Annotated in this window: 18 protein-coding genes; 12 read left to right on the top strand and 6 right to left on the bottom strand. The window is 42.6% G+C overall.

Annotation, left to right across the window (positions count from 1 at the left end):
• The 6 genes from ACFOWS_RS02480 (at position 1) to ACFOWS_RS02455 (ending at position 9,112) form a co-directional block, all read left to right on the top strand.
• On the top strand, positions 1-3,228 hold the full coding sequence (locus tag ACFOWS_RS02480; protein WP_379762368.1) for a helicase-related protein: 3,228 nt from the start codon (positions 1-3) through the stop codon (positions 3,226-3,228).
• Positions 3,228-3,878, top strand: a complete 651-nt coding sequence (locus tag ACFOWS_RS02475) for a DUF4391 domain-containing protein (RefSeq protein ID WP_379762367.1) — start codon at positions 3,228-3,230, stop codon at positions 3,876-3,878. Before ACFOWS_RS02480 ends, ACFOWS_RS02475 begins: the two co-directional genes overlap by 1 nt.
• Before the next feature lie 2 nt (positions 3,879-3,880).
• Positions 3,881-5,362: a DUF2779 domain-containing protein gene (locus tag ACFOWS_RS02470; protein WP_379762598.1), complete on the top strand. Its 1,482-nt coding sequence runs from the start codon at positions 3,881-3,883 to the stop codon at positions 5,360-5,362.
• A gap of 91 nt (positions 5,363-5,453) precedes the next feature.
• Positions 5,454-6,674, top strand: coding sequence for a hypothetical protein (locus tag ACFOWS_RS02465; RefSeq protein ID WP_379762366.1), 1,221 nt, complete (start codon positions 5,454-5,456; stop codon positions 6,672-6,674).
• Positions 6,667-7,212 (top strand): hypothetical protein, encoded by a 546-nt coding sequence (locus tag ACFOWS_RS02460; RefSeq protein ID WP_379762365.1) that lies wholly within the window; start codon positions 6,667-6,669, stop codon positions 7,210-7,212. Before ACFOWS_RS02465 ends, ACFOWS_RS02460 begins: the two co-directional genes overlap by 8 nt.
• Positions 7,193-9,112 (top strand): AAA family ATPase, encoded by a 1,920-nt coding sequence (locus ACFOWS_RS02455; RefSeq protein ID WP_379762364.1) that lies wholly within the window; start codon positions 7,193-7,195, stop codon positions 9,110-9,112. Before ACFOWS_RS02460 ends, ACFOWS_RS02455 begins: the two co-directional genes overlap by 20 nt.
• 255 nt (positions 9,113-9,367) lie before the next feature.
• Here the strand turns inward: ACFOWS_RS02455 and ACFOWS_RS02450 are convergent, their stop codons facing one another.
• Positions 9,368-9,811: a helix-turn-helix domain-containing protein gene (locus ACFOWS_RS02450; RefSeq protein WP_379762363.1), complete on the bottom strand. Its 444-nt coding sequence runs from the start codon at positions 9,809-9,811 to the stop codon at positions 9,368-9,370.
• A 767-nt stretch (positions 9,812-10,578) separates the two neighbouring features.
• Between ACFOWS_RS02450 and ACFOWS_RS02445 the strand changes: the two genes are divergently transcribed.
• Genes ACFOWS_RS02445 through ACFOWS_RS02435 form a run of 3 tightly spaced genes read left to right on the top strand, consistent with a single transcriptional unit; the run spans position 10,579 to position 17,350 of the window.
• Positions 10,579-13,608: a SusC/RagA family TonB-linked outer membrane protein gene (locus ACFOWS_RS02445; RefSeq protein WP_379762362.1), complete on the top strand. Its 3,030-nt coding sequence runs from the start codon at positions 10,579-10,581 to the stop codon at positions 13,606-13,608.
• A gap of 9 nt (positions 13,609-13,617) precedes the next feature.
• Positions 13,618-15,036 carry a RagB/SusD family nutrient uptake outer membrane protein gene (locus ACFOWS_RS02440; protein WP_379762361.1) on the top strand — a complete coding sequence of 473 codons (1,419 nt, stop codon included), beginning with the start codon at positions 13,618-13,620 and terminating at the stop codon, positions 15,034-15,036.
• Complete coding sequence (locus ACFOWS_RS02435; protein WP_379762360.1) at positions 15,023-17,350, top strand: zinc-dependent metalloprotease; 2,328 nt, start codon at positions 15,023-15,025, stop codon at positions 17,348-17,350. Before ACFOWS_RS02440 ends, ACFOWS_RS02435 begins: the two co-directional genes overlap by 14 nt.
• Positions 17,351-17,435: 85 nt before the next feature.
• Here ACFOWS_RS02435 and ACFOWS_RS02430 read toward each other — a convergent pair whose 3' ends face one another.
• The 5 genes from ACFOWS_RS02430 to ACFOWS_RS02410 form a co-directional block, all read right to left on the bottom strand.
• Positions 17,436-17,699, bottom strand: coding sequence for a DUF6520 family protein (locus ACFOWS_RS02430; protein WP_379762359.1), 264 nt, complete (start codon positions 17,697-17,699; stop codon positions 17,436-17,438).
• Between the two features lie 94 nt (positions 17,700-17,793).
• A complete protein-coding gene (locus ACFOWS_RS02425; RefSeq protein WP_379762358.1) occupies positions 17,794-18,903 on the bottom strand; it encodes a hypothetical protein in 1,110 nt (369 codons plus the stop codon).
• Positions 18,900-19,343 carry a MauE/DoxX family redox-associated membrane protein gene (locus tag ACFOWS_RS02420; protein ID WP_379762357.1) on the bottom strand — a complete coding sequence of 148 codons (444 nt, stop codon included), beginning with the start codon at positions 19,341-19,343 and terminating at the stop codon, positions 18,900-18,902. Before ACFOWS_RS02420 ends, ACFOWS_RS02425 begins: the two co-directional genes overlap by 4 nt.
• An 84-nt stretch (positions 19,344-19,427) precedes the next feature.
• Positions 19,428-20,363, bottom strand: coding sequence for a helix-turn-helix domain-containing protein (locus ACFOWS_RS02415; protein WP_379762356.1), 936 nt, complete (start codon positions 20,361-20,363; stop codon positions 19,428-19,430).
• Between the two features lie 11 nt (positions 20,364-20,374).
• Positions 20,375-20,767 (bottom strand): DUF7793 family protein, encoded by a 393-nt coding sequence (locus ACFOWS_RS02410; protein WP_379762355.1) that lies wholly within the window; start codon positions 20,765-20,767, stop codon positions 20,375-20,377.
• 199 nt (positions 20,768-20,966) lie between these two features.
• Here ACFOWS_RS02410 and ACFOWS_RS02405 point away from each other — a divergent pair, with 199 nt between their 5' ends.
• The 3 genes from ACFOWS_RS02405 (at position 20,967) to ACFOWS_RS02395 (ending at position 24,784) form a co-directional block, all read left to right on the top strand.
• On the top strand, positions 20,967-23,372 hold the full coding sequence (locus ACFOWS_RS02405; protein ID WP_379762354.1) for an aminotransferase class I/II-fold pyridoxal phosphate-dependent enzyme: 2,406 nt from the start codon (positions 20,967-20,969) through the stop codon (positions 23,370-23,372).
• A gap of 12 nt (positions 23,373-23,384) precedes the next feature.
• Positions 23,385-24,224, top strand: coding sequence for an RteC domain-containing protein (locus ACFOWS_RS02400; RefSeq protein WP_379762353.1), 840 nt, complete (start codon positions 23,385-23,387; stop codon positions 24,222-24,224).
• A gap of 281 nt (positions 24,225-24,505) precedes the next feature.
• Positions 24,506-24,784 carry a helix-turn-helix domain-containing protein gene (locus ACFOWS_RS02395; protein ID WP_379762352.1) on the top strand — a complete coding sequence of 93 codons (279 nt, stop codon included), beginning with the start codon at positions 24,506-24,508 and terminating at the stop codon, positions 24,782-24,784.

Raw genomic sequence — 24,784 nt, 5'->3', positions numbered from 1 at the left:
ATGAAGTTAATTGACAACGTAAATAACCGCCTTGGCGATGACTTGAAAGAGAGCATTGAAAGAGGTTCAAAGCTTAGTATAGCGGCGGCCTCTTTTTCTATTTATGCATTTGAAGCCTTGAAAAAGGAACTAGGCAAGATTGAAGAGTTGAGATTCATCTTTTCCTCACCAACTTTTATTGAGGAAAAATTCCAAAAGTTGGACAGGAAGTTTTACATACCCCATATTTACAGGGAATCAGAACTATGTGGAGGTGAATTTGAGCTCCGGTTAATGAATCAATTGAACCAACGCGCTATTGCAAAGGAATGTGCGAAATGGGTTAAAAGCAAGGTTACATTTAAATCTAACAAGCAAAGTAATCTACCTTTGAATGGAATGATTCATATCTCAAATACTAATGAGAATGAATTCGCCTATACGAATGTCAGCAGTTTTACTTCGTCAGATTTAGGAGTTACCCATAAAAAAGGATTTCCAACTTTAATTCAAAAGACTGAGTTTCCCGATAGTAAACACTATCTAGACTGGTTTAATCAGGTTTGGGAAAACGATGAATATTTACAGGATGTAACGGAGCGTGTTCAAAGCTACTTTGAAAGTGCTTATAAGGAGAACAGCCCTGAGTTTATCTATTTCATTACCCTTTATAATATTTTCAACGATTTTCTAGATGATCTTTCAATCGACAACCTCCCAAATGACCAGATAGGCTTTAAAGAGTCTGTTGTTTGGCAAAGGCTATACAATTTCCAGCAGGATGCAGTTATTGGAGCAATCAACAAGTTGGAAAAATACAAAGGCTGTATTTTGGCAGATAGTGTTGGTTTGGGTAAAACCTTTTCTGCTCTCGGCATTATTAAGTATTACGAGATGCGTAATAAGGATGTCTTGGTATTATGCCCAAAGAAGCTTGAAGCTAACTGGAATACATATCGCCATAATGACAAGAATAACATTTTGGCAAAAGACCGATTTCGTTATGATGTGCTCTTTCATACGGACTTATCGAGGGACAGAGGTATAAGCAATGGGCGTAATTTGGAATCCGTCAATTGGGGGAATTATGGCTTAATTGTAATTGATGAATCGCATAATTTCAGAAATAACAATACTGTTGTCGGTAAAGAAAATCGCTATCAAAGACTTCTGAGAAAAGTAATTCAGGAGGGGATTGAAACAAAAGTCCTCATGCTATCGGCAACACCTGTGAACAATCGTTTTAATGATTTGAAAAATCAATTGGCTTTGGCTTATGAAGGTGAGGCGGTAAATATTGATTACAAATTAGAAACTGATCGAGGTATCGACCAAGTTTTCAAAAGAGCGCAGACCGCATTCAACATTTGGAGCAAATATGATGCTTCGGAGCGAACAACGGACAGATTGCTAGATATGTTGGATTTTGACTTTTTCGAGATTTTGGACTCATTGACCATTGCCAGGTCCAGAAAGCACATAACCACCTATTACGATACGACTGCTATTGGCAAGTTCCCAGAAAGAAACAAGCCAGTTTCCATACAAGCACCATTGACGGAAGAAATGGATGTTACCTATGTTGATATAGCAGAAAAGCTAACCTTGCTTAATCTATCCATTTATACACCGCTTAATTATATCCTTCCTAGTAAGATGCAACTCTATGCAGATTTGTATGATAAGACTGTAAAGTCGGGAAGGCTTAGTCAGATTGACCGTGAAAATAGTTTAAGAATATTAATGAGGATTAACCTTCTTAAGCGATTGGAGAGTTCTGTTGATTCATTTAGGATTACACTGGAAGGCATTATATCTCAAATTGAGGATGCTATTAAAATCATTGATAATGGTGACTCTTCGGATTATGAAGGCCTTCAAGCAAAATTGGATGACGAGAACTTTGATTGGGAAGCTGATTGGGGTGATGAAGAAAACGTAATCGGCAAGAAGATCAAGGTTCATATTAATGACATGGATGCAACCAAATGGCGTGAAGACCTAAATGAAGATTTAGAGGTTCTACATGGACTTTGGAATAGCGTGGTTGACATCACAGGTGAAAAAGATGCCAAACTTCAAAGATTGATTTCAATTTTAGATGAAAAGATAAATAAGCCAATTAACCACGGAAACAAGAAAGCTATCATCTTTACGGCATTTGCCGATACTGCAAATTATCTTAATGAGCATCTAAGTAAACACTTAAAGGATAGACATAGTTTAAACACCGCCTTAGTGACTGGAACTAAGAAGTCTTCAAATGCAAAGAAAATCCCACCAGATTTAAATGCAATCCTTTCCTGTTTTTCCCCAATTTCAAAAGATAAAGCCCAACTATATCCCAAGATTATTGAATCAATTGATTTATTGATTGCAACGGACTGTATTTCGGAAGGTCAGAACCTTCAAGACTGTGATTATCTTATCAATTATGACATTCATTGGAACCCAGTTCGAATTATTCAAAGATTTGGTAGGATTGATAGAATTGGATCAAAAAATGAATCGATTACCATGGTCAATTTCTGGCCAGATATTACTCTCGATAATTATATAAATCTAAAGCAACGTGTTGAGAGCAAAATGCTTATCAGCAATATGGCCAGTACGGGGGATGACAATATTCTCAACACAGATGAGAAGGATTTGGATTACAGGAAAATCCAACTTCAAAAGTTACAGGAAGAAGTCATTGATTTAGAGGATTTGCGTGAAGGTGTCAGTATCACGGATTTAGGATTAAATGATTTTCGTGTTGATTTGACTAGCTACATAAAGTCGTATGGTGAATCAAAGGATATTCCTGAGGGGTTACATGCCGTGGTAGGTTCAACGCCCATATTGGAGCCGGGGGTAATTTTCATTCTGAAGAATGTCAATTCAGGTGTGAATATCAATAAGTTGAATAGATTGCATCCATATTATATGGTTTACATCAATAATTCTGGCGAATTGTTATTGAGCCATGTTGATTCAAAGAAAATTTTGGATGCGGTGCGGATGTTGTGCAAGGGCAGATCGGAACCAATCGTGGAGCTTTGTCAGTCTGTTGCAAAAGAAACTGATGATTATCATGACATGCATGGGTATTCGGAATTATTGAAGAAAAGTATAGGTAGCATTCTTCAAGTTGAAGAAGAAAAGGAAATTCTTAGTCTTTTCAAATCGGGTGGCACAACCGCTTTGCAAGATAAGATTAAGGGTATGGAAGATTTCAAGCTCATTTCATTTTTAATTGTGCGATGATGGAATATTTTAACCTTCCAGATGCGACAAGAGTTAATAGAGTTGTTCCTAAAAACGCTTTTGATAAGTACACCAATTCAAAACAAAAGAAGCGTTTTACGGATGTAATACAACGTATTTCTTGGACAAACAAATTGTCGAAGGATACAATAAATCTGAAAAAGGGCGGTGTTGAGGAAATCCAATTATTCAAAATAGAATTGAAGGTCAAAGACAATATTCAAGACCTATTGGATATAATAGACAAATCGATTCCTTATCCGATTGTATTTTTTGTGCAGTACCAAAAAGAAGTTCTTATTTCATGTGCAAAGAAACATGCTCATCCAATTAATGAAGATTATTCTGTTGTGGATTGGGTTTTTCGGTCTAAATGGCATCCAAGTTCTGATTTAAAATATGTCTTAAATCTAAAAAAGGATTTAGGCTTTGTAATCCATGATTTGTGCCTTCAATTATCTGACAAAAAGGATTCTAACGTTTCTTTTGATAACTTAATTGAGTTTCAGCAGAAGAAGCATTCCTTGGAGATTGAAATTTCAAGGCTTGAAAATTCAATTGTTAAAGCAAGGCAGTTTAATAAAAAGGTGGATTTGAATACTCAATTAATTGAGAAGAAAAAAGAACTTGAAAAATTAACGGTTATTTGAAGATGCAACTAACCAAGACAGATTATATACAATACTTAAATTGTCCAGAATCGCTCTGGTTGCTTAAAAATAAGCCTGATCAATATCCCAGTGGTGAGTTTTCTCTTTTCCTACAAAAACTCATCCATGAAGGATATGAGGTCGAAGAGTTTGCACAAAAACTATTCCCTGATGGAATAAAACTACCTGAATTTGGCATCCCTGAGGATAGTGAGGATGCTTTGGAAAAAAAAGGTGTATGCTTTTTTCAAGCCGCATTTAAAACTTATAGTGGGGTTTTTGCACGTATTGATGTATTGGAGCATCTTCATGATAACTCATGGCATATATATGAGGTTAAATCTTCAACGAGTGTAAAGACCGATAAAAAGCACAATCATTTAAAAGACGCCTGTTTTCAGAAATATGTTTTGGAACAAAATGGGTTTAAGGTCTCGAAGGTTTCAATTATTCACTTGAACAAAGATTACATCCGAAACGGGACAATTGATCCAGATCAATTATTGACCGTGGAGGATGTTACGGATCGTATAAAGGAAGTTTATTACGAAGTGGCTTCGGAAGTTGAGAAAGCTGTAAAATTTATTAATCAAGCCACTATTGATGAGACAAAGTGTTCTTGTAGATTGAATACCAGAGCAAATCACTGTGATAGTTTCGGTTATTTCAATAGCGATATTCCTGAGTTTAGCATTTATGAAATAGGAAATATTCGTGCCAATAAGATTGAGGAGCTTTATCATGTTGGTATTATTGAAATAAAGGATATACCCAACAATTTCAGTTTAAATGCCAAACAGGCATTACAACTACAATCGGCACGTAAAGACAGTCCCATAATTGCAAGTGCCAAGATTAACAAAGTCCTATCCTCTTTAGAGTTTCCATTACATTTCATTGACTACGAAACATATGCCAGTGCTGTTCCCAGAATTGATGGGGTAAAACCGCATCAACATATTCCGTTTCAGGTTTCGATTCATACGATGCAAAATGATGGCTCTATAGAGCATTTCGAATTTCTTGCAGAAAAGCTTGTATGGCCCGACCAGATGGTAAAGTCAATGTTGGAATATACAGGAAAGGAAGGAACTTTTATTTCGTGGCACAAAAGCTTTGAAATGGGCAGAAATAGTGACATGATTGAATGGTTTACTCATCATACTGAGTATTTGGAGTATATGAATTCTAATATGTTTGATTTGGAGGATATATTCAAAACAGAATATGTTGATTATCGTTTCCATGGATCAACATCTATTAAAAAGGTTTTGCCTGTTCTTCTACCCAAATTAGGCTATGATGATTTGGAAGTTCAAAACGGAACAATGGCTCTAGACCTATGGGGTAGAATGGTTCTGGATCATGACTTTGATGAGGATATTAACGAAGTGCGTCAAAAACTTCTAGAATATTGTAAGTTAGATACTTGGGCTATGGTTGAGATTTTTCGAGTAATTAGTCAAAAGAGCCTAACCAGTTAAATTTATTGTGTACATTCTCCTGTTTTTAAAGGAAAATTCTCTATGTTAAAGGGAAATTTAATACTAAGGAAAGAAGCGGTTATATTGAAAAATGCAAAATAGAGAGGCCACTGATCTTATCGAAGCAATTAGGTTGCAAAAACTAAGAGCTGCCGAAATCATTCTCGATTATATGGACCGTCATAAGGATGGGCAGATTGCTGTGGCCTTAGAGATTTTTGAGGATGTTTATGCAAAAAATGCTAACCAAGAGCTATTTGAGCAAAACAAAAATTATGATCCAGAATCTACATTTTCTTTAAATAGTGAAGAAATATTAAAGTCAATTTGTAGTTTTTTCGACATCTGGTGCTATCATGAATTAAACCCAAATATTTTATTTTGCTTTTTAAGTACAAACAAGATAGCCAAAGAAAGAAAAAGTACTAGATCTGAAAAATTAAATCTGAATTTTCCATCAAAACCAATACTTGAATTGCTTTCAAATAGAGGAACCTCATTATCAGAAGAAGTTTCTGAGCTAGTGAAAAGAATGGTATTAAGTTTCTATACTGATAGTTACGGAGAAAAAAATCGAAAGAATATTGAAATTCTCGACCAACTAAGTGAAAAAGTTTGGTTGAGTTTCCTAAGTCAGATAAACTGGGTTTTTGGGCACCCTGAAGTAAAGGAATTGGAAAGTAGGGTGATAACTAAAATAAAAGGTTACGAGTTGTTTAGTGCATATGAAAACCAAGGCCAAGAAGAGGTTATTAAATCAAGCTTACTTGATTTAGTTGAAAAGAAATCCACTAATCCTGATAGGTTATTTCGGTTAGTTTTTGAATCCGATGTTAGAAACGTATTTCTTGAGTTATCCAATAGTCAAAAAAAAATATTAGAAGTTGATGAAGTTCATAAACTATGGGAGACAATTGAAAAGCCTACAGATACAAGAAATTTATCCGAAAAAATTCTAAATGTTTGTCCAAATTTTAATCCTGAGAGAATAAAACGATATGAAAGAAAAGCTTCAATAGCAAAAGCAGAAGAGAAAAAGTTAAAAAACTCCCCCAAGTATTTAGCTTTAAAATATCGTGTTTTTGAATACTGCGATGGCAAATTGTTTGATGAGATAAGTCAGTTAGAATCTGGTGAACTAAGTGAGGATAAATTAATTTTTCTGATAGACACAATTCGTAAAGGTTGTGTGAAGGAGTTTAATCAATTAAAAGAGGATTACGATTATGGATTTAATAGAGAAAGTATTATAATGGAGCTTTTTTTAGAATTTGTGGATAGTTGTTATTTATCTTTTGAAAAAAATGAGTAAGGACTTAGGCGTAAAAAAAAGAATGATGTTTATAATGGGCGAAGATTATAATTTTCTTGCCTATAATATTTTCATTATTCTGAATGGCCTTGGCTGTATTTCTGGGAGGTCTTTTCTAAAAGATCACCGCAAACTTTCATTTCTTATTGATTTTGTTTCTGATTCGAAGTTATTGGATGTATTGGAGAAGCAAATTAGGAATTATAATGCCTCTTTAAATGAATATGATAAAGATGTATTAAACCAGTCATTTACAAATTCAGTATTAAGGATGAAAACAATTAACCAATTGATCTATACTTTGAATAATGAAGAGTTGATACAAGTTGAAGAAAAAAAACTAGAAGTTTTAAATGTCACCTTAGTTAAACAGGCTGTAGATAGCGGTTTTTTCAGAGGTGGCACATTTAAAATAGAAAGAGACAACCTAAAAAGGTTAAAATCATTGGTGCCAAGGATTTCAATACTGGATATTTCTAATCTTCTTTCTCAACTATATTATAAACATGGTGTCATAGATGAGCAGATTATTAATTAAACAAGTTAAATATTATGGCTCAAATTATATCTATGAGTCTCCCGAATTAACTTCAGGTTTAAATATTCTTGAAGGAGAGAACGGTTCAGGCAAAACAACATTCTCAAGTTTAATTTACTATTGTTTGGGAGGCAATGTAAATTTTTTCAGAAAAGGTAGTGAGCGTGAACATAGGCAAATAATTGATGACAAGTCCAATTATGCAGAATTATCAGTTGAAATAAATGGAGAAGCGTTTGTTATAACAAGGTATTTTTACCAGTTTGATGTGTTGATTGTTGGAGAGAATGAAGTGCTTACTCTGCCAATTAATAGAAGTGAAAATAAAAAATTTACATTTTCCGATTGGGTATTAGGTAAGCTTGGAATTAGGGTAGTAGATATTTATCAAGGTTCAGAATATTATAAGCTCAATCTATATGACCTTATGCGGTTATTCTATTACGACCAGAATACCGCGACTGATAAAATTTATAAAAGGCCGGATAGCGAAAACTTTATTACAGATTCACTTATAATTAGAAAAGCAATCTTTGAAATTCTTACTGGTAATGCTTTTACGGATTATTACCAGGCAATTGCTGATTATAGAATGGCACAAAATGATGCTTTTACAATCAAAGCATTAGTTGAAAATTTCGAAAGTTTGAATGTAAATGATGCATTCAAGTTTGAAGGTAAAAACTCATATAATCTTGCCCAAGAAGTTGAGGAGTTATCCTTACAATTGGAGAAGCTTCAGATATACAGAAATAGTATTAAGGGAAATGTAGGTGTTTTAAAATCTAAAACCGATACTATTTCCGAGAAAAGAAACCGGTTTTCAGAAATAGAGGAATATGTACTATCATTAAAAACCAAAAAAAGAAATTTGGTTTACGATTTAAATAGAGTCAAAAATGTTCATGAGAACTTGATCTTAGAGGTAACTCAGCTAAAAAAAATAATTTCTACTAATGAAAAATTAAATTTATTCTCGCCAGATACTTGTCCTTATTGTTTAAGTAAGGTGGATAAGCAGAAAAATAAGTGCATATGCGGCAATGAAATCACGGATGAGCAATTTCAAAAGTTTTTCTACACGAAAGAAGAGTATATAAAGATATTAGGGTCTAGGCAGAAGAACATAGAAACTGTCAAAAACGCAATTGATTCATATTATACTGAATTGAATGAGTTGAACGATAGAATAGGAATAAATGTTAATCAGCTTGAAAAGTTAAAATCCCAAATAAATGACTTAGTAAAAGGTAGAAGGTTTGAAAAAAGTCAAGAAATGCAAGATGTCAATGATAAGATTTTTGATGTCGAAAGGAAAATTAATTCACTAAACCAGCAGATTAGAACTGAAAAAAAACGAGAGGAACTCGAGCAAAAAAAGAGTAAAGCGATGGCCTTTCTGGATGAAAAGAAAAGGGATATGAAACTTAAGGAATTAGAAGCTAGTTCAAGCATGGATGAGATTATTAGGCAATTTAATATTAAGTATTTTGACCTAATGAAGATTGCATTAGACGATTGCAAATCAGCAAGGATTTCTTTGGATAACTATCTTCCAATTCTTAATTCGGGTTCATATACAGAAGCGAGTTCAGAAGTTCCTAAAAGAATGATGTACTTTTTTACACTTCTTCACTTATCACTTACAAATGATATTAAATATCCCAGATTCCTATTAATGGATACCCCCGAAAATATCGGTATTGATGATGATAAGTTAATTAAAGCACTGGAGCTTATTACCGAGCTAGGAGGAGAAGACAATACCATGGATGATTTTCAAATTATTTTGACTACAGGTCTAAAAAAATATCCCGATAGTTTCTCCCAGTATGTGTTTCAATCAATTTCAAAGAAGAATAGATTGCTTGAAGGACGAACTATAAATATTGATGCTTGATTTAATCTTTATTCTGGCTGAAGCTAAAAAATCCAATCTAAATCTCCAACCTCTCTTGATATTCATCCATCACATTTGTTGGTAGGCCTTTAATGTAAATTTCAGTTGTTGAGAGTTTAGAGTGACTAAGCATTTTACTCAAGGCATTGATAGGCACATCATTTAAGATAAGATTGGGTGCCATGGATTAATTAGAATTTTAACAGAAAATAACACCTTACAATAGGCGGTGACAGATATTCTTTAGAGTATAGGTTATTTAAAGATTCTTTTTCTTAATTTGGAATCGATTAAATGTGGCTTTTTTAATATATGCCAGCGATTAATTTCATCTTGGTTAAGCGGCTCTGTAGATATTAGCTTAAATCTTTCTGGGACTTCCCCGTTATCATTCACGATTTGTTTTCTTGTGTTGATTTTTAAGAGCTCCAGCTTTATAATTACTATATCGTTCTTTAATACTTGTTTAGGAAATAAGTCTTGATATGTTTTCAAATTTAAAGCATGGGCAATACGGGAAATCATTCTAGTATTGGGCTTGGCTCGATTTTTAAGATTTTCAATATTTCCAATATAGCCTTCCGACACCCCTAATCGATGCGATAACTGAACTTGATCCATATTTGATTTGATTCTGGCAATTCGGATATTCTCCTTTATCCAAAAGTCAAATTCAGGTATAATCAGCTCTAATTGCATACTTGCGAGTTAACCACTAAGGAATGAATAGCATTAATTATTATCACATACTTTGGAGTGAGTGATAATTTTTATATATTGGCATTAGAATATTTATTTTTGCGATTCTTCTGAATTAGAATATTAGAAGCAATTGCTTAGAGTCTCGCTCTTGAAAACTGGTAATTTTTGCTACGAGATGATAAGTAAGTTTGCTCACGACCCGGGCGTGGGCTCTCTTATCGTAGCAAGGTATACCAGTACCCCAAGAGCGGTAAGTTGAGTTCCACGCCCAACTTTTTCTTAGCGTTTGGTTTTCTTATTTCTTTTTCGATGCGTCGTCTGACTATTAGTTATGGGAAACACTTGGCAATTTTATTCTTTAGGGTTCACACCGTGTGCTTGTCCTGTTTTTGGGACATCACATTCGGTGTTCGATATCCTATTTAAGAAAAAGCCCAAGAATCCTATTTAATTGACTTTTGATTGTAGTTATGGGATACACGCTGCATTTTTACCGGTCTGTTCCATCCTTTTGTCCCATAACCGACGCATACACTTTTTGGGTATCCGGCCCTAACACAGATTCATATTTAAAATGAATTGGGAATCCCGATTCCGAGCACTCTCGCTGCTTGGATAGGATGGCCTATGTCCGAACCTAGATGCCCTTAGGGAAGTTACGATTTTATTGTGATTTCTTAAGTGGTGTGCATAAAAAACCTGGGCAGGAGCATGTGTTCGGGTAATCCAATTAAAACTAACGCTTAATCAAACAACTCAGAATTATGAAGAAATTATCTTTTTTTATGTGGAGGAAATCCCTCCTCTTACTTTTCTATTTAATGATGGTGCCCTTGCTCAAAGGGACCTTGTTCGCGAACACTTTTCATAGGCCATTGCAAACGGTGGTCACGGGAAACGTTACGGATGCCGATGGTCTGCCACTTAGCGGGGTAACTATCCAGGTGGAATCCAAGGATATGGGCACCATTTCCGATATTGATGGGTCTTTTGCAATACATGTCTTCCCGACCGATGTGTTGGTCTTTTCCATGGTGGGTTTTAAGACCCTTTCGGTTTCTGTTGCTAATAGGGACAAGTTGATGGTCCAAATGGAGGAGGACGTTACGGTCCTTGGGGAAGTGGTGCTCAATGCAGGATATTATACCGTTTTGGAGAAGGAACGTACCGGAAACATTGAAAAGGTCGCTGCCGTGGATATTGAAAAACAGCCCATGTCCAATCCCCTTGCTGCATTGCAGGGCCGGGTGGCCGGGGTGGAGGTCGTGCAGTCCTCCGGGGTGCCCGGGGCAGGGTTTGAAATCAAGATACGGGGACGGAACAGTATCCGTACCTCTGGGAACGAGCCGCTGTATGTCGTGGACGGAGTGCCCTATGCATCGTCCACCTTGGGGGAATCCCAGGCTTCGGGTATCATCTTACCGGGCAGTGGCATCAGTCCCTTGAACAATATCAATCCCAATGATATCGAGAGCATCGAGATACTCAAGGATGCCGATGCCACGGCCATCTATGGGTCCCGGGGTGCCAATGGCGTGGTATTGATCACCACCAAGAAGGGTACCGTGGGTACAGATGGTCTTGAAATAGACATTAATACCAGTATGGGAAAGGTGGCCAACACGGTCGACCTTTTGGGAACACGGGAATATCTTGAAATGCGATTGGAGGCCTACGACAATGATGGCATAGACCCGCTCCCGTTCAATGCCTATGACATCAACGGGACCTGGGACACCGATAGGGAAACGGATTGGCAGGATGCCCTTTTTGGAAGAACGGCATACATCACCAATGTCAGGTCATCGTTTTCAGGGGGCAATGCGCTGACGCGATATCTGTTGAGCGGCAACTTCAATAGGCAGACCACCGTATTTCCCGGGGATTTTGCCAATGACAAGGTATCCGTTCTGGGAAATATGTCCCACCGTACACCTGATGACAGGTTCAAGATTAGGTTCTCGGCCAATTATACCTTTGACGACAACCTTTTGCCCGGGAACAACCCGGTGCTGGAATCATTCCTGCTCGCTCCCAACGCACCGGAACCCTTCAATGAGGATGGAAGCCTGAATTGGGAGGGCTCCACTTGGAACAACCCCTTCCGGTTGTTCGCTGAAAAGTACGAGGCAAAGAGTTCAAGCTTGATATCCAGTGCCTATGTGGGGTATAGCCTAATGGAAGGTTTGGAACTTAGTGCCAGTTTGGGCTATACGGAAACGAACCTGGATGAGCTCAGGACGATACCTGCCACCGTTTACGATCCAGCCTTTGGGCTCGGCCCTGAATCATCCGTGGCTTTCCACAATTCGGGCAAACGGAACTCGTGGGTCATAGAGCCCCAATTGAACTGGGCATTTGAAAAGGGTCCCTTTGAAATACGGACACTGGTTGGAATGACCTTCCAGGAACAAAAGAGTGAACGACTCTCCCAATTGGCCTTTGGGTTCAGCAGCAATGGGCTCATCGAGAGCATTTCAGCTGCATCCAACCTATTGGTGATAGGGGATGACCAAACGCAGTACCGGTACAATGCGGCCTATGGAAGGGTGAACCTGAACTTGGGGGAGACCTACATCCTGAACCTTACCGGAAGGCGTGACGGATCTTCACGTTTTGGCACGGACAGGCGCTTTGCGAATTTTGGGGCCGTTGGTGCAGCTTGGATCTTTTCCAATGAGACATTTGTGGCCAAGGCCTTGACCTTTATCAGTTTCGGAAAGCTGCGGGGAAGCTATGGGACCTCAGGGAACGACCAGATCGGGGACTACCAATATCTGGACACCTATAGTTTTGGTTTTGCCCAATACCAAAATGTTGTGGGGCTCAGGCCGACACGCCTGTTCAACCCGATCTTCAGTTGGGAGGAGAACCAAAAACTGGAGTTCGGATTGGAAATGGGCCTCTTCAAGGACCGTATCTTTCTTTCGGCAAACCGATATCGGAACAGGTCATCGAACCAATTGGTGGGCATCCCATTGCCCGGCACCACCGGTTTTTCAAATATCAACGGAAACCTTGCGGCCACCGTGGAGAACAGTGGGTGGGAATTACAATTGAATACACAGAACATTGTTACCGAAAAGTTTCGTTGGTCGACATCGTTGAACCTCAGTCTGCCCAAGAACCAGCTCATTGCGTTTCCCGACCTGGAAGGTTCCACCTATGCCAATCAACTGGTGATCGGGGAGCCGCTGAACATACAAAAGGTGTTCCGGTCAACTGGAGTGGATACGCAGACCGGACTTCATGGTTTTGTGGATGTCAATGGGGATGGTGCCATTACCTCGCCCGATGACAGGCAGACCATTATTGATTTGAATCCCGAGTATTTTGGAGGATTGGAGAACAGTTTTTCCTTTGGGAAGTTAGATCTGGATGTCCTTTTCCAGTTCACCAAACAAAAAGGTTTCAGTTTTTTGTCCTCAAGGGCCGTTCCGGGGGCCATGTCAAACCAACCTGGACAGGTATTGGAACGCTGGCGGACTTCTGGCGACCGTACCACGGTACAACGGTTTTCATCGGGTCTGGAACCCATGGCGCTGACCGCATTTCTCAATTATTCCCAAAGTGATGCCGCAATCGTGGATGCCTCCTTTTTGAGGTTGAAAAATATTTCCCTGTCCTACCCCCTTCTGGAGCAAAGTTCGGCACCGTTCGGGTGCCTGTTGTACCTGCGCGCACAGAATCTTTGGACATGGACGGATTATGATGGATTGGATCCTGAGACAAGGTCCAGCAATGCAATACCTCCCATAAAATATGTAACCGTGGGGGCAAAACTCACATTTTAAAATAAGCTTATGGAAAATAGAGTCATGAACAACTGCCTTTTTAAAAAGGCCGACAGAACAAAACATTTCACAGTGGTACTACTGTGGGCACTTTTATCACCCTTGTTGTCCTGTGAGGATTTCGTGGAAGTTGATCCTCCGGTAAACCAATTATCGGGAGAAGTGGTATTCAGTGACCCGGCAACGGTAGAGGCCACATTGATCGATATCTATACCCAGTTGCGGGACAATGTGCTCACCGTGGGCAATAGCTCCGGGCTAGGGTTCTTGTTGGGGATCTACGGTGATGAACTGATCTATTATGGGAATACCGCTTCCGACCTACAGCAGTTCCATACCAATTCCCTGATTTCGACCAATGGGACAGTGACCAGCTTCTGGCGGGGATGCTATAACCTTATCTATGCGGCCAACAGCATCATCGAGGGACTGGAATCCACTCCGATTTCCGATATGGATAGGGACAGGTACCTCGGTGAGGCCCACTTTCTGAGGGCATTCATCCATTTCTACCTGGTCAACATATTTGGGGATGTCCCCTATGTCGATTCCACGGATTTTCTGGAGAACCGCGAGATAGCAAGGCTCGAAGAAGCGCAGGTGTATGAAAAAATCATTGGGGACCTTCGGTTGGCAAAATCCCTTTTGCCCATTGAATATGCGGGAGCGGGGAGGGCCCGACCCAACAAATGGGTGGCCACTGCCATGCTCTCAAGGACCTATCTGTACATGGGGCAATGGCAGCAGGCATTGGAAGAGGCCACGGAAGTGGTTGCCCAAGGCGGCTATGTCATGAATGCCGACACCGGTGGAGTGTTTCTAAAGTCCAGTGCGGAGACACTTTGGCAGCTGGATACTGGTACGGAAGGACTCAATACCCTTGATGCCCAATTGTATGTGCTGACCAGTGGTCCACCGCCCTTGGTTTCCCTATCGGATACATTGGTCAACAGTTTTGAGGCGGGTGATGCCCGTTTTACGGATTGGGTGGGCTTGGTGACCGACGGGTCTGATACCTGGTATTTTCCCTTTAAGTACAGGGCCAATACCCTTACATCGACCACACAGGAATGTTCCATCATGGTCCGCTTGGCCGAGATGCACCTAATCATGGCAGAGGCCCATACCCGTCTGGGAAACCTTGAGGGCGCCCGTGCCCAGTTGGACATTATCCGGGAAAGGGCCGCACTTCCATCGATAGGTGCTGTGGGCGAGGCCGAACTTTTGGATGCCATAGCCCATGAACGGCGTGTCGAGCTTTTTACCGAGCTCGGACATCGTTTTTTGGATCTGAAGCGGACCGGAACCGCCAATACAGAACTTTCTGGAACAAAGCCAAATTGGGGGGATACGGACCTGAGATGGCCCATACCTGAATCGGAATTGGTACTCAATCCCAACCTAAAACCAAAGAATGATGGATATTAAAGAAAATGACGGGCATAGATCCATGGGGAGCTTCCACAATCGATATGCGGAGGCCTCCCATGTATTTGGGGTTTTGTTTTTATTTATTCTTTTGTTAGCTGCCTGCCCCATTTGGGGGCAGGTGAACAAAGGGATAATCGCCAGCATGGAAGGGGACGACGTCCTTTTTGAAATCCATGCAGGGATTCTAGGGGAACCCATGATGTTCGTGAGGCACCATGATGGATTCAAACAGGTCAGATGGTCCAAGGAAAGGGACCATATCCTTTTGGAGATCCCCAAAGTGAAATCTTTGACGGGGCCCTTCATTCCCGTGGATGGGAATGCCAAAGTCAGTGCAAAGGTCATAGGTAGGTTTCCCATAGTGGCCGGAAAGGGTACTACGGGCCCATACACCATAAAGGTGACCTCCCTTTTTCTGCAGGATCCAGTGGACTGGCAGTTCGGTGGTAGTGGGCATGTTTTGTTGGACAGATCGTTCATTGTCGATGTGGGGCATCTGCCCGATGAGACCATTGTCCGGACCAAGCTTACGGTTTCAGATGATGGGAAGGTCAGCACGGTGGACGTTGATTTCAGCTTATATCTACTGCCTGAGCCCATGATGCCCAGATTGTTCGATCACCGTATGGGATTCCTTTTTGAGAACAGCTCCCACAACAACGAATCTGCACCAAGAACACCTGTTGGACCGATTGTCCGATGGCGTTTGGAAAAGAAAAATCCTGACCGGGCCTTAAGTGACCCCGTGGAGCCGATTACGTATTATCTTGATCCCAATATACCGGATAAGTGGGTACCCTACATAAAGAAAGGGGTGATGGAATGGCTTCCCGCCTTTGAGGCCGCTGGGTTCAAGAATGCCATTGTTGTCAAAAAGGCTCCGGCCAGTATTGAGCGATTGCCGAACAGTGTCAACCATTCGGTGATACGGTGGTCTCCAAGCTATGGGACCAGAGGGTATGAGGATGCACGTGGCTCTTCTGTTCGTTCCATCACCGATTTCCGGACAGGGGAAATCCTGAAATCCGATATAATTATGAATAGTTCACATCAAAACCAGTTGGACAATTACTTCGTCCGTTGTGGCCCTTTGGATAAGCGCGTCCTACAATATCCCGTCCCCGATGACCTTTTAGGAGAACTCATGCAATCCACGGTGGCGCACGAAACCGGCCATACCTTTGGTATAAGGGATTCCAATTTTGGGGAATATGCCTATCCCTTTGAGAAAATGCGTGATGAGGAGTGGTTACGGGACATGGGCCATACGCCCAGTATCATGAGCTATACCAGACATAATTATGTCGCACAGCCGGAGGACAGCATTCCCCCATCGCTCCTTTTGCAAAAAAGGGGACCGGCCGATACCTATCATATCAAATGGGGGTATATGCCCATCCCGGGGGCCAGGGCACCAGCGGAAGAACTGCCCTTTCTGGAAGCGATTGTACGCGAACAGGATACCGTGCCCTGGTATCGGTTCAATACCAACCAATATGAGATCTTGGGCCCAGGTTCGATGAACTATGTCCTCGACAATGATGACCCCATTGGGAGCACAGCACTCGGTCTGAGGAATATGGAACGTGTTTTGGAACTTTTGCCCAAAGTGAACGCCGAGCAGCGGGACGATGCCCAGTTGGAACGCCGTTATGACAGACTGTTGACCTTATGGCAATACGAGATGTCCCATGTGATCTCCATGATAGGGGGATATGCCATCCAATATAGGGCCGGATACCAGAGAGGGTCCATTTATACCCCTATACCGAGGGATGGGCAGGAAAGGGCCATGGATTTTGTATTGTCCCATATGGTGACGCCCCCGGATTGGCTGGTGGAACCAAAGGCGATTTCCCGGATATACTATGCCACCACGCCTGACAGGTTGATGGACCATCAGTTGCGTTTGCTGAACGAGCTCCTTAGGGCAGATCGGATGAAACGCCTATTGAAAATGGAGGATTCGGAGGCTTTTAATGGCATGACACGGGAATTGGTGACAAAGCTGCAATCCAAGATGTTCGAGGAACTTTTGACCGAGGGGATGTCAATAGATAGACGAAAACAGGAACTCCAGCATGCCTATATCCAATTGTTGGGGAAGGCCATAAACCAAAAGAAGGCATACGATGCCATATTTACGGATTGGGACTATTACCTCTATAGTGACCATACAAAGGCCGTGTTCAGATATGCCCTACAATCATTGAAAAAGCAGTTGATCGGTGCGATGGGATCCCGTGAGGAGGTCACTTTGGCACATATTGAAAGCTGTATTGTGGATATTATTGTAATTTTGGAGAAATAGCAGCGGAAGCAAGGGTAAATAATCAAGAAAAAAAGGGAGCCATCTGGCTCCCTTTCCAACTCTGGTTCCCGTTCAAATGATCAGGTTACTGATTTCTGTACAACGGTTGGTTGCATATGGTCGGGGTCAGCTTATCGTAGACAAATTGACCTTGGTAGGTACAAAGGTTATTGTTCTCGATAGGCGTACAATCCACACTTACCGCTGTACAGGGACTCGGCGAATTGATATAGCCGATCATGCTTGCGGAATCATCCACTTCTGCTCTTGCAGATGTGGTAAAGGCACTGGCCACTGCGAAAATGATGGCCAACACGGGGATCAAAAATTTCAATTTGTGATTTTTCATGATTACATGTTTTTAAATGAATAAATGTGACCTACTCTTTTCTACAGGTTTTCGGTCTTTTTCCTGTCATACTGGCCAGTATAAGTCCATTGGGTCATGGTTCGGTATTTTCGGATTTTGACAAGTCTACATTTTTGGCTTGCTGGAATCGATTATGATCCAACTGGTATACCGATAGGGTATGGTCGATCAAAGCCACCAGATGGTCCCCATAAAGATTGAATTCCCGTACCTTTTTATCCCTGATGTTGAAGATGTGGAAACTGAATTCATAGGTTTCCTTTCTCCAATCGTACACGTCAATGATAGTGGCCTCATCCAGGACGCGCTGCTTTTCATATTTGCCCAATCTAGGGGAAGCTATCAACAACAGGTTGTTGTATAGCGCTGCCAAGTTGTTGACAAAAAGGGGCGGGGCGTCCATTTTGACCTGGCCGTGGGCATTGGTGGTTGCCACGGAGATTTGGGCCCTATTGATGGTATCTATCGTCTGTCCACCTTGCAATAGCTGTAGACTTTGGTCGAATACCATATATTCATTTCTATAGAAGTAGACATGGGCCAGTGTTCGCATATCCTCGGAAATGGCCATGATGCCATCAACATCGAACTGTCCATCAATCTGTTTTTCCAAAAGATCTGGATTTAGCTCCAATGTGATATCATCTTGCTTTTTAATGAGCCCGAGAACGGCCTCATTGGTACGTCCGCTGATGGTCTTAATGAACAACCGATTGGAATCGATGGGAAGGGCATGGGTGAAAAAAATACGGTCCTCCATCCAGATATCGGCGTTCCATTTTCCGATAACGCCCCTGAAGATGCAGGAGACAGTGCCGTCCATGATAAAAAAATGGGGTGGGGCCATCTTCACACGCACGGATCTAAAGGGCAGGTCCGTCCGTTCCGGCCGCAATCGGATATGTTGGGTATCCCTCGTGCTTAGATTGACCCCGACCATATGCAGGGGTGCGGTGGTGTTTCCCAGATATAGGGTGTTCTTGGCCAGCCCGGCTATATAATAGGAACTGTACCCAAGGTCCAGATCGTATACTTTGACGATCGGGGGATGTGGATATCTCCGGGTAAAGGCATTGTTCCTGTGGACCTGAAGTTCGGAGGTCAAGAATAGGATGGTGACCAGTCCCACTGCAACACTGGAGGTACCCAAAAGTTTCAACATAGTCCCGCCTTTTCCCATCATACGTTCGTTTTTTGGGTTTTGCCCGTTTCCAACAGCACTATGGCCAAGATGGCGAGGACCATAAAGAACAGGTTGAAGACAACGTGTTCGGTCCATCCCAGGTCTTCGAGGACACCGCCACAGGAACAGGGGACGTAGTCGCTGAAATGGAGCACCAATAGGATATAGGTGGTGAACATTACCATCAGCCCAAATGCACCATAGAGGGCCAACAGACGATAAAGGTCAAATAACAGGAGCAGGGCCAAAACATATTCCAAAAGTGGGATGGACCAGGCGACCCAGTCCGCATAGGCCGTTAGAATGGGGGACTGTCCCAATTGCACCCTGAACTGTTGGAAGTCCAGCAGTTTACTGGTGGCCGCATAAAGGAACAATAGGGCCAGCATGACACTGGCCATGGGGGGCAACCAAAACGCTATTTTCCTTGAACCAATCATATCCTTTGTATCGATATGACAAAGTTCGTGGGTCCGATTTATTTGAAAGGGAGTTTTCCTTGACCAAAACGGAGTAAATGGGAGCTATCGGGATGTTTCGCGCAATTCACTGGGGGAAAGTCCATACTTGTCCTTAAAGGCCCGGGAGAAATGGGCTGGGCTCTTGAACCCCGTCATATGGGCAATCTGCTTCAGGGAAAGGTCACTGTGCTGGATCAAGGTCCTGGTCTTTCTAAGGCGTTCCTGGACCAGGCACCGGAAAATGGTGGTACCGTACAATTGTTTGAAACCATACTTCAGTTTGTACTCGTTGGTGCCCATTTGCAGGGCCAGGTCCTTCAATTGGGGTAGGTCCTTCTCAAGATTGTTCAGGATCATATCATGGACATCCCGTATCATTTGGATGTCCTTCGGACTTAAGATGACCTTGGGCTCCTTGATGCCTTTGGTCACTTTGAGGGTCTTTTTGGGAAGCCCCGTTTCAAAGGGTTCGCCTTTGGAAAAGAAAACGGTGTTCAGCAATATCTTTTGGCCGGTCCCATCAAGGGAATTGAAGACGGAGATGTGGCAATCATTGGAAAGTACCAGTCCTTGGTGTGTTATCAACTCCATGTGGAGCACCGTTTCGGAACGTTCCCTTTTTAAGAGCTTGGGCAACTTTTTGGCCCATTTCCTTCGGGAAGTCTCGGTCATCAGTTCGGTTATGGGCTTTCCAATAACGTCCTTGGGCAAACAGGACAGGAGCGAGCAAGAACCATTGGTGACCATCTCAACAGTACTGTGGGCATCCATAAGAAGCGATAGTTGAATGATGCACTGCGGGGTGTGGTGTGCGTTGGCAAAGCCCTGATGGACAAAGGAGGCCCTGATCTCTTCGTTGACCATGTTGAGCATGACCACAAGGGAGGCGATATTGTCGTTCTTATCGCTTGGCTCCAGGCTATAGAAGAAATTGCCCTTGGCCATTTCCAAGAGCATTTTCTGGATTCGTTTTACCCTAAAGTCATCACTGTTCGGCATGGATCATCGATTTATGGTTGATCGTTGTAATTCTCTTCCAGTCCCAAGAAAGCAAGGGCCTCGGTTTTACTGGTAAAGGAACGTGTCGGGACACTTTTGGGATGGGTCTCCAAATAGATGGAACTGATGACATCCGTTATCGGGGGGTCGATTAAAAATGCGATTGCACTTATCCATTGTGAACCTTCCAGGGCAAGATAGTCCCTCGCAGGTTTGTTGATGTTTCGTACCTCACGGATGTCACAGAGCACGGGCAATTCCCTTCCCTGTTGCAATTGCATCCGGTCCCTGACGATGATCTCGGCGGCCTTGAGGTCGATATAAGGCACCTTCTTGTAAACGATATGTAACAGATCATCGGTCAATAGGTAAATGGCATAGTTGTTCTCATGTGTTTTTTTCATCTTTTGAAAACAGGTTAGCATTTTCAATTTACAAAAATAGTGTCAATGGTTTTTTTATAAGATGATGATTGCTTGTATGAAAAGGAGTTTTACTTGTCTAAAACGGAATAATGCTTGACTGAAACGGAGTAATGTATGTTACTTTTTTATATAATCGCACAATTGCCATTACTTTTTACGACAATTCAAACCAAACACTATGGCAAAGATCAAACACCACAATTTTTTGAACACCGTACATGAAGTGTTCACGGACGCCAAAAATGCAGGGGTCCTCCATCTTTATGCAGGGGGCAACTCCTTTTCGGGTAGGACCATCGAGATCGATGGAAGGGAACTGTACCATTTTGGGACCACGGGCTATCTCGGTCTGGAACAAGATCCAAGGTTGAAGAAGGCGGCCATGGAGGCCATCGATAGGTACGGCACCCAGTTCCCATTGTCCAAATCGTATATTTCCAACCCCCTTTACAGGGAACTGGAGGATTCCGTCCAAAAAATGTACGGGCACCCCATTGTCATCACCAAGAACAGTACTTTGGGACACATGGGGGTCATCCCCAGTGCCGTGGACGATGATGATGTGATCATCTTGGACCATCAGGTGCATTGGAGCGTGCAGAATGCCGCCAAGATGCTCAAGACCCGGAGCGTTCCCATTGAAATGATACGGCATAACCATTTGGAAATGTTGGAGGACAAGATCAAGAAGTACCGTGATTCGAAACGTCACATCTGGTATATGGCCGATGGCATCTATTCCATGTATGGTGACTATGCCCCAGTCAAGGATTTGATGTCACTGGCCCAAAAATACCCACAGCTCCATTTTTACTATGATGATGTGCACGGTATGAGTTGGGTCGGCAAAAACGGTACGGGCTATGTATTGGACCGGATGGGAGAACTCGCCGAGAACGTGCTTCTGTTCGGTACCCTGAGCAAGACCTTTGGGGCCAGTGGGGCCGTATTGGCCTGTTCGAACCCGCGGCTATATGACAAGATCAAGACCTTTGGCGGGCCGCTGACCTTTTCGGCCCAATTGGAACCGGCCTCCGTGGCCGCTGCGATGGCCTCGGCCCGGATCCACCTGTCCCCTGAGATCTATGACCTTCAAAAGGAATTGCGGGAACGCATCGATTACTTCAATGCATGTCTTTCCGCAACCGAGCTTCCATTGATCGATCAAAATGAATCCCCGGTCTTCTATATTGGCACGGGAATGCCCAAGACCGGGTACAATTTTGTGAACCGTCTGATGCGGGAGGGCTTTTTTGTCAACCTGGGTATCTTCCCTGCCGTGCCCGTAAAGAACACCGGGGTTAGGATTACCATTTCACGGCATAACCAGCTGGAGGAGATAGAGACATTGGTGGAGGCCATGGAACACCATTTTCCCAAAGCGCTGGAAGAGACCCAAACGAATGCCGAGCGAGTGTTCCATGCCTTTAAACTGGAGCCCCAAGCCAAAAGCGTTAAAAAAGTTGTGGACGGACCAAAAGTTCAGGTATTTGACTCCATCGGGCAAATGGATCGGGAGGAGTGGAACCGTTATTTGGGAGGGCAGGGGGTCTATGATTGGAACGGTCTGAAGTTCTTGGAAGGGGTATTTCAGGGAAATGCCAAACGTGAACACAATTGGAGTTTTCGTTACGTGGTGATCCGGGACGAAAGCGGAGTTCCAATTTTAATGACCTTTTTCACTTTGTCCCTATGGAAAGACGACATGTTGGCCGATGCCAAGGTCTCACAGGCCATAGAATTGGAACGTCACAATGATCCCTACCATCTTTCCTCCCAGGTTCTTTCCATGGGATGTTTGTTCACCGAAGGGGACCACATGTATTGGGACACTTCCCATGAATGGTCGGGGAGGGCACAGCACGTGCTCCTGGAGTGGATAGAGGGGCAGGAACGTTCCATGGAGGCCAAAATGATTGTAATGCGGGATTTTCCCAAAGGGACACCTTTGCACGAAACCCTTTACGGCCATGGGTTCCTGAGATTGAAAATGCCCAGTTCCTGCAGCGTGGAACTGAGGGCAGTGGAATCCATCAAAACCTATGTGGATGGATTGTCTTCCAGGAACCGAAGGCATTTCAGAAAGGATATCCAGCCTTTTCTTGGGCGAGTCAAAAAACAGGTGGTTCAAAAACTGGTCCCTACCCAGTTGGAACAGGTCAAAAAACTGTTCGGGGAGGTACAGGCCAGAAATTTGGGCCTGAACACCTATTCCTTTCCCGATGCCCTGTTCGATCGGATGAACAAAGACCCGTTGTGGGAATTCATTTTGTTGGAATCACTTGATGAACCGGATAGGGTATTGGGGGTGATGTTCTGTTATAACAATACCGATCGGGTCTATGTACCTGCATTTGTAGGGATGGACTATTCCGCATTGGAGGAGTATGCCATCTATCGGCAGTTGTTGTACCGGACCATTGAACGTGCCATTGAAAAGGGTTTCCCCAAAATCGATTTTGGGATGACAGCCTCCTTTGAAAAAAGAAAACTGGGAGCGGTGGTGCAGGATAAATATGCCTACCTCCAGACCGATGACAATTATATCTTGGAACTGCTCGGGGTCATGGAGGGCCAACATTGAGAGGAGGCCGCCATGAAATACCAAAAGCTGCTATCGGAATTTGAGGCGCAATTGGATGCCCTGGAAAGTGGGAACGGGGATGTCCTCTTCAAGGCGGAAAAGGGAATAGTGTTGGTGGAGAAGAGCATCCGTAAGCTGCAAAAACAGATTGCGGGCAAGACCTTTGCAACCCAAGCGGATGAGATCTATTTCTTCAAGCACGTCAAGCCCCAGATATTCAGCAAACTGATCTATTATGTCAAGCTCTTCAATATCGAGAGCAAACGCCCGCGTGGGAAGAACCCTGCCCAGATCAAATATCTCCAGCACCAGATCGATAAGTTCCAGACCTTTTTCAACGATAACCTGGAATTCTATAATTATTACCGCCGTGGAGCCATGTCTTTGGACGAACGGTATTTTGTAAGGGGCAACCGTGACCTTCGCCTGCCCCTTGAATCCTTCCACTTTTTGATAGATGACCAGTTCTCGACCTGTCAGGACGGGACCGTGGCCACCATAATGGCCTATGACATGCTCATCGTGTACCTGAGAAAGGAGGTTGATGACCTGAACAATTCCCTCGAACCCCAAAAGAACACACCTATGGAAAAACCCTCTAAACTATTCTGGACCGGCAGCAAAACGGACCTTATCGAACTGCTCTATGCACTGCACGCCAGCAGTTCCATCAACAGTGGAACAGTGGATATCAAGGAACTGGCCTCCCATTTTGAACACTTTTACAATGTGGATCTTGGGAACTACTACCATACCTTTATCGATATACGTTCACGAAAGGGCAGCAAGACCCGCTTCTTGGACAAGCTCATTGAGATGCTTCACCAGCGGATGGAGTCACTGGATGAGTGAGTTGTATTTTTCCCAAGTTGGTACCAACTTGGGAATTTTGGTTTTGTGCGGTCACAGATAAAAATCCCTTGATTTTAGGACCTTCTTTAGTGAGCCTCCTGGTCCATTTTAGTTCAAAGGGCAGCAAATCGTATTAGCAAAAAAAAGTACCCACCTTGGTACCAACTGTGGATTTTTTTTCAAAAAGCTTTTTGAGTTTTGCCCATGAAAGTCAAATCAACGGAAGGGCCATCAAATGAAATGTGAGTAATGCGGTGGTCTTTTCTTTAAAACACAAGATTATGGGAGCGACCATTATTACCACAGAAGATCTGATGGAGTTCAAAGTCGAACTTTTGGAGGACATCAAGGATTTATTGGAAAACCAAAACAAACAAACCAACAAAAAATGGCTCAAATCCAATGAGGTCCGGGAACTCTTGGGCATTTCTCCGGGCACGTTGCAAAATTTGCGCATCAATGGCACATTGCCTTACACCAAGATAGGTGGAGTTCTCTATTACGAGTACAATGAGATTATGGAAGTATTGGAGCAGAACAAGATCCATAACCGTATCTAG

Origin of the sequence: Flagellimonas marina (assembly GCF_042651185.1) — a bacterium.
Lineage (GTDB): Bacteria > Bacteroidota > Bacteroidia > Flavobacteriales > Flavobacteriaceae > Flagellimonas > Flagellimonas marina.
Note: the sequence above shows the minus strand (reverse complement) of the source record. Positions and strands in the feature narration are given on the sequence as shown.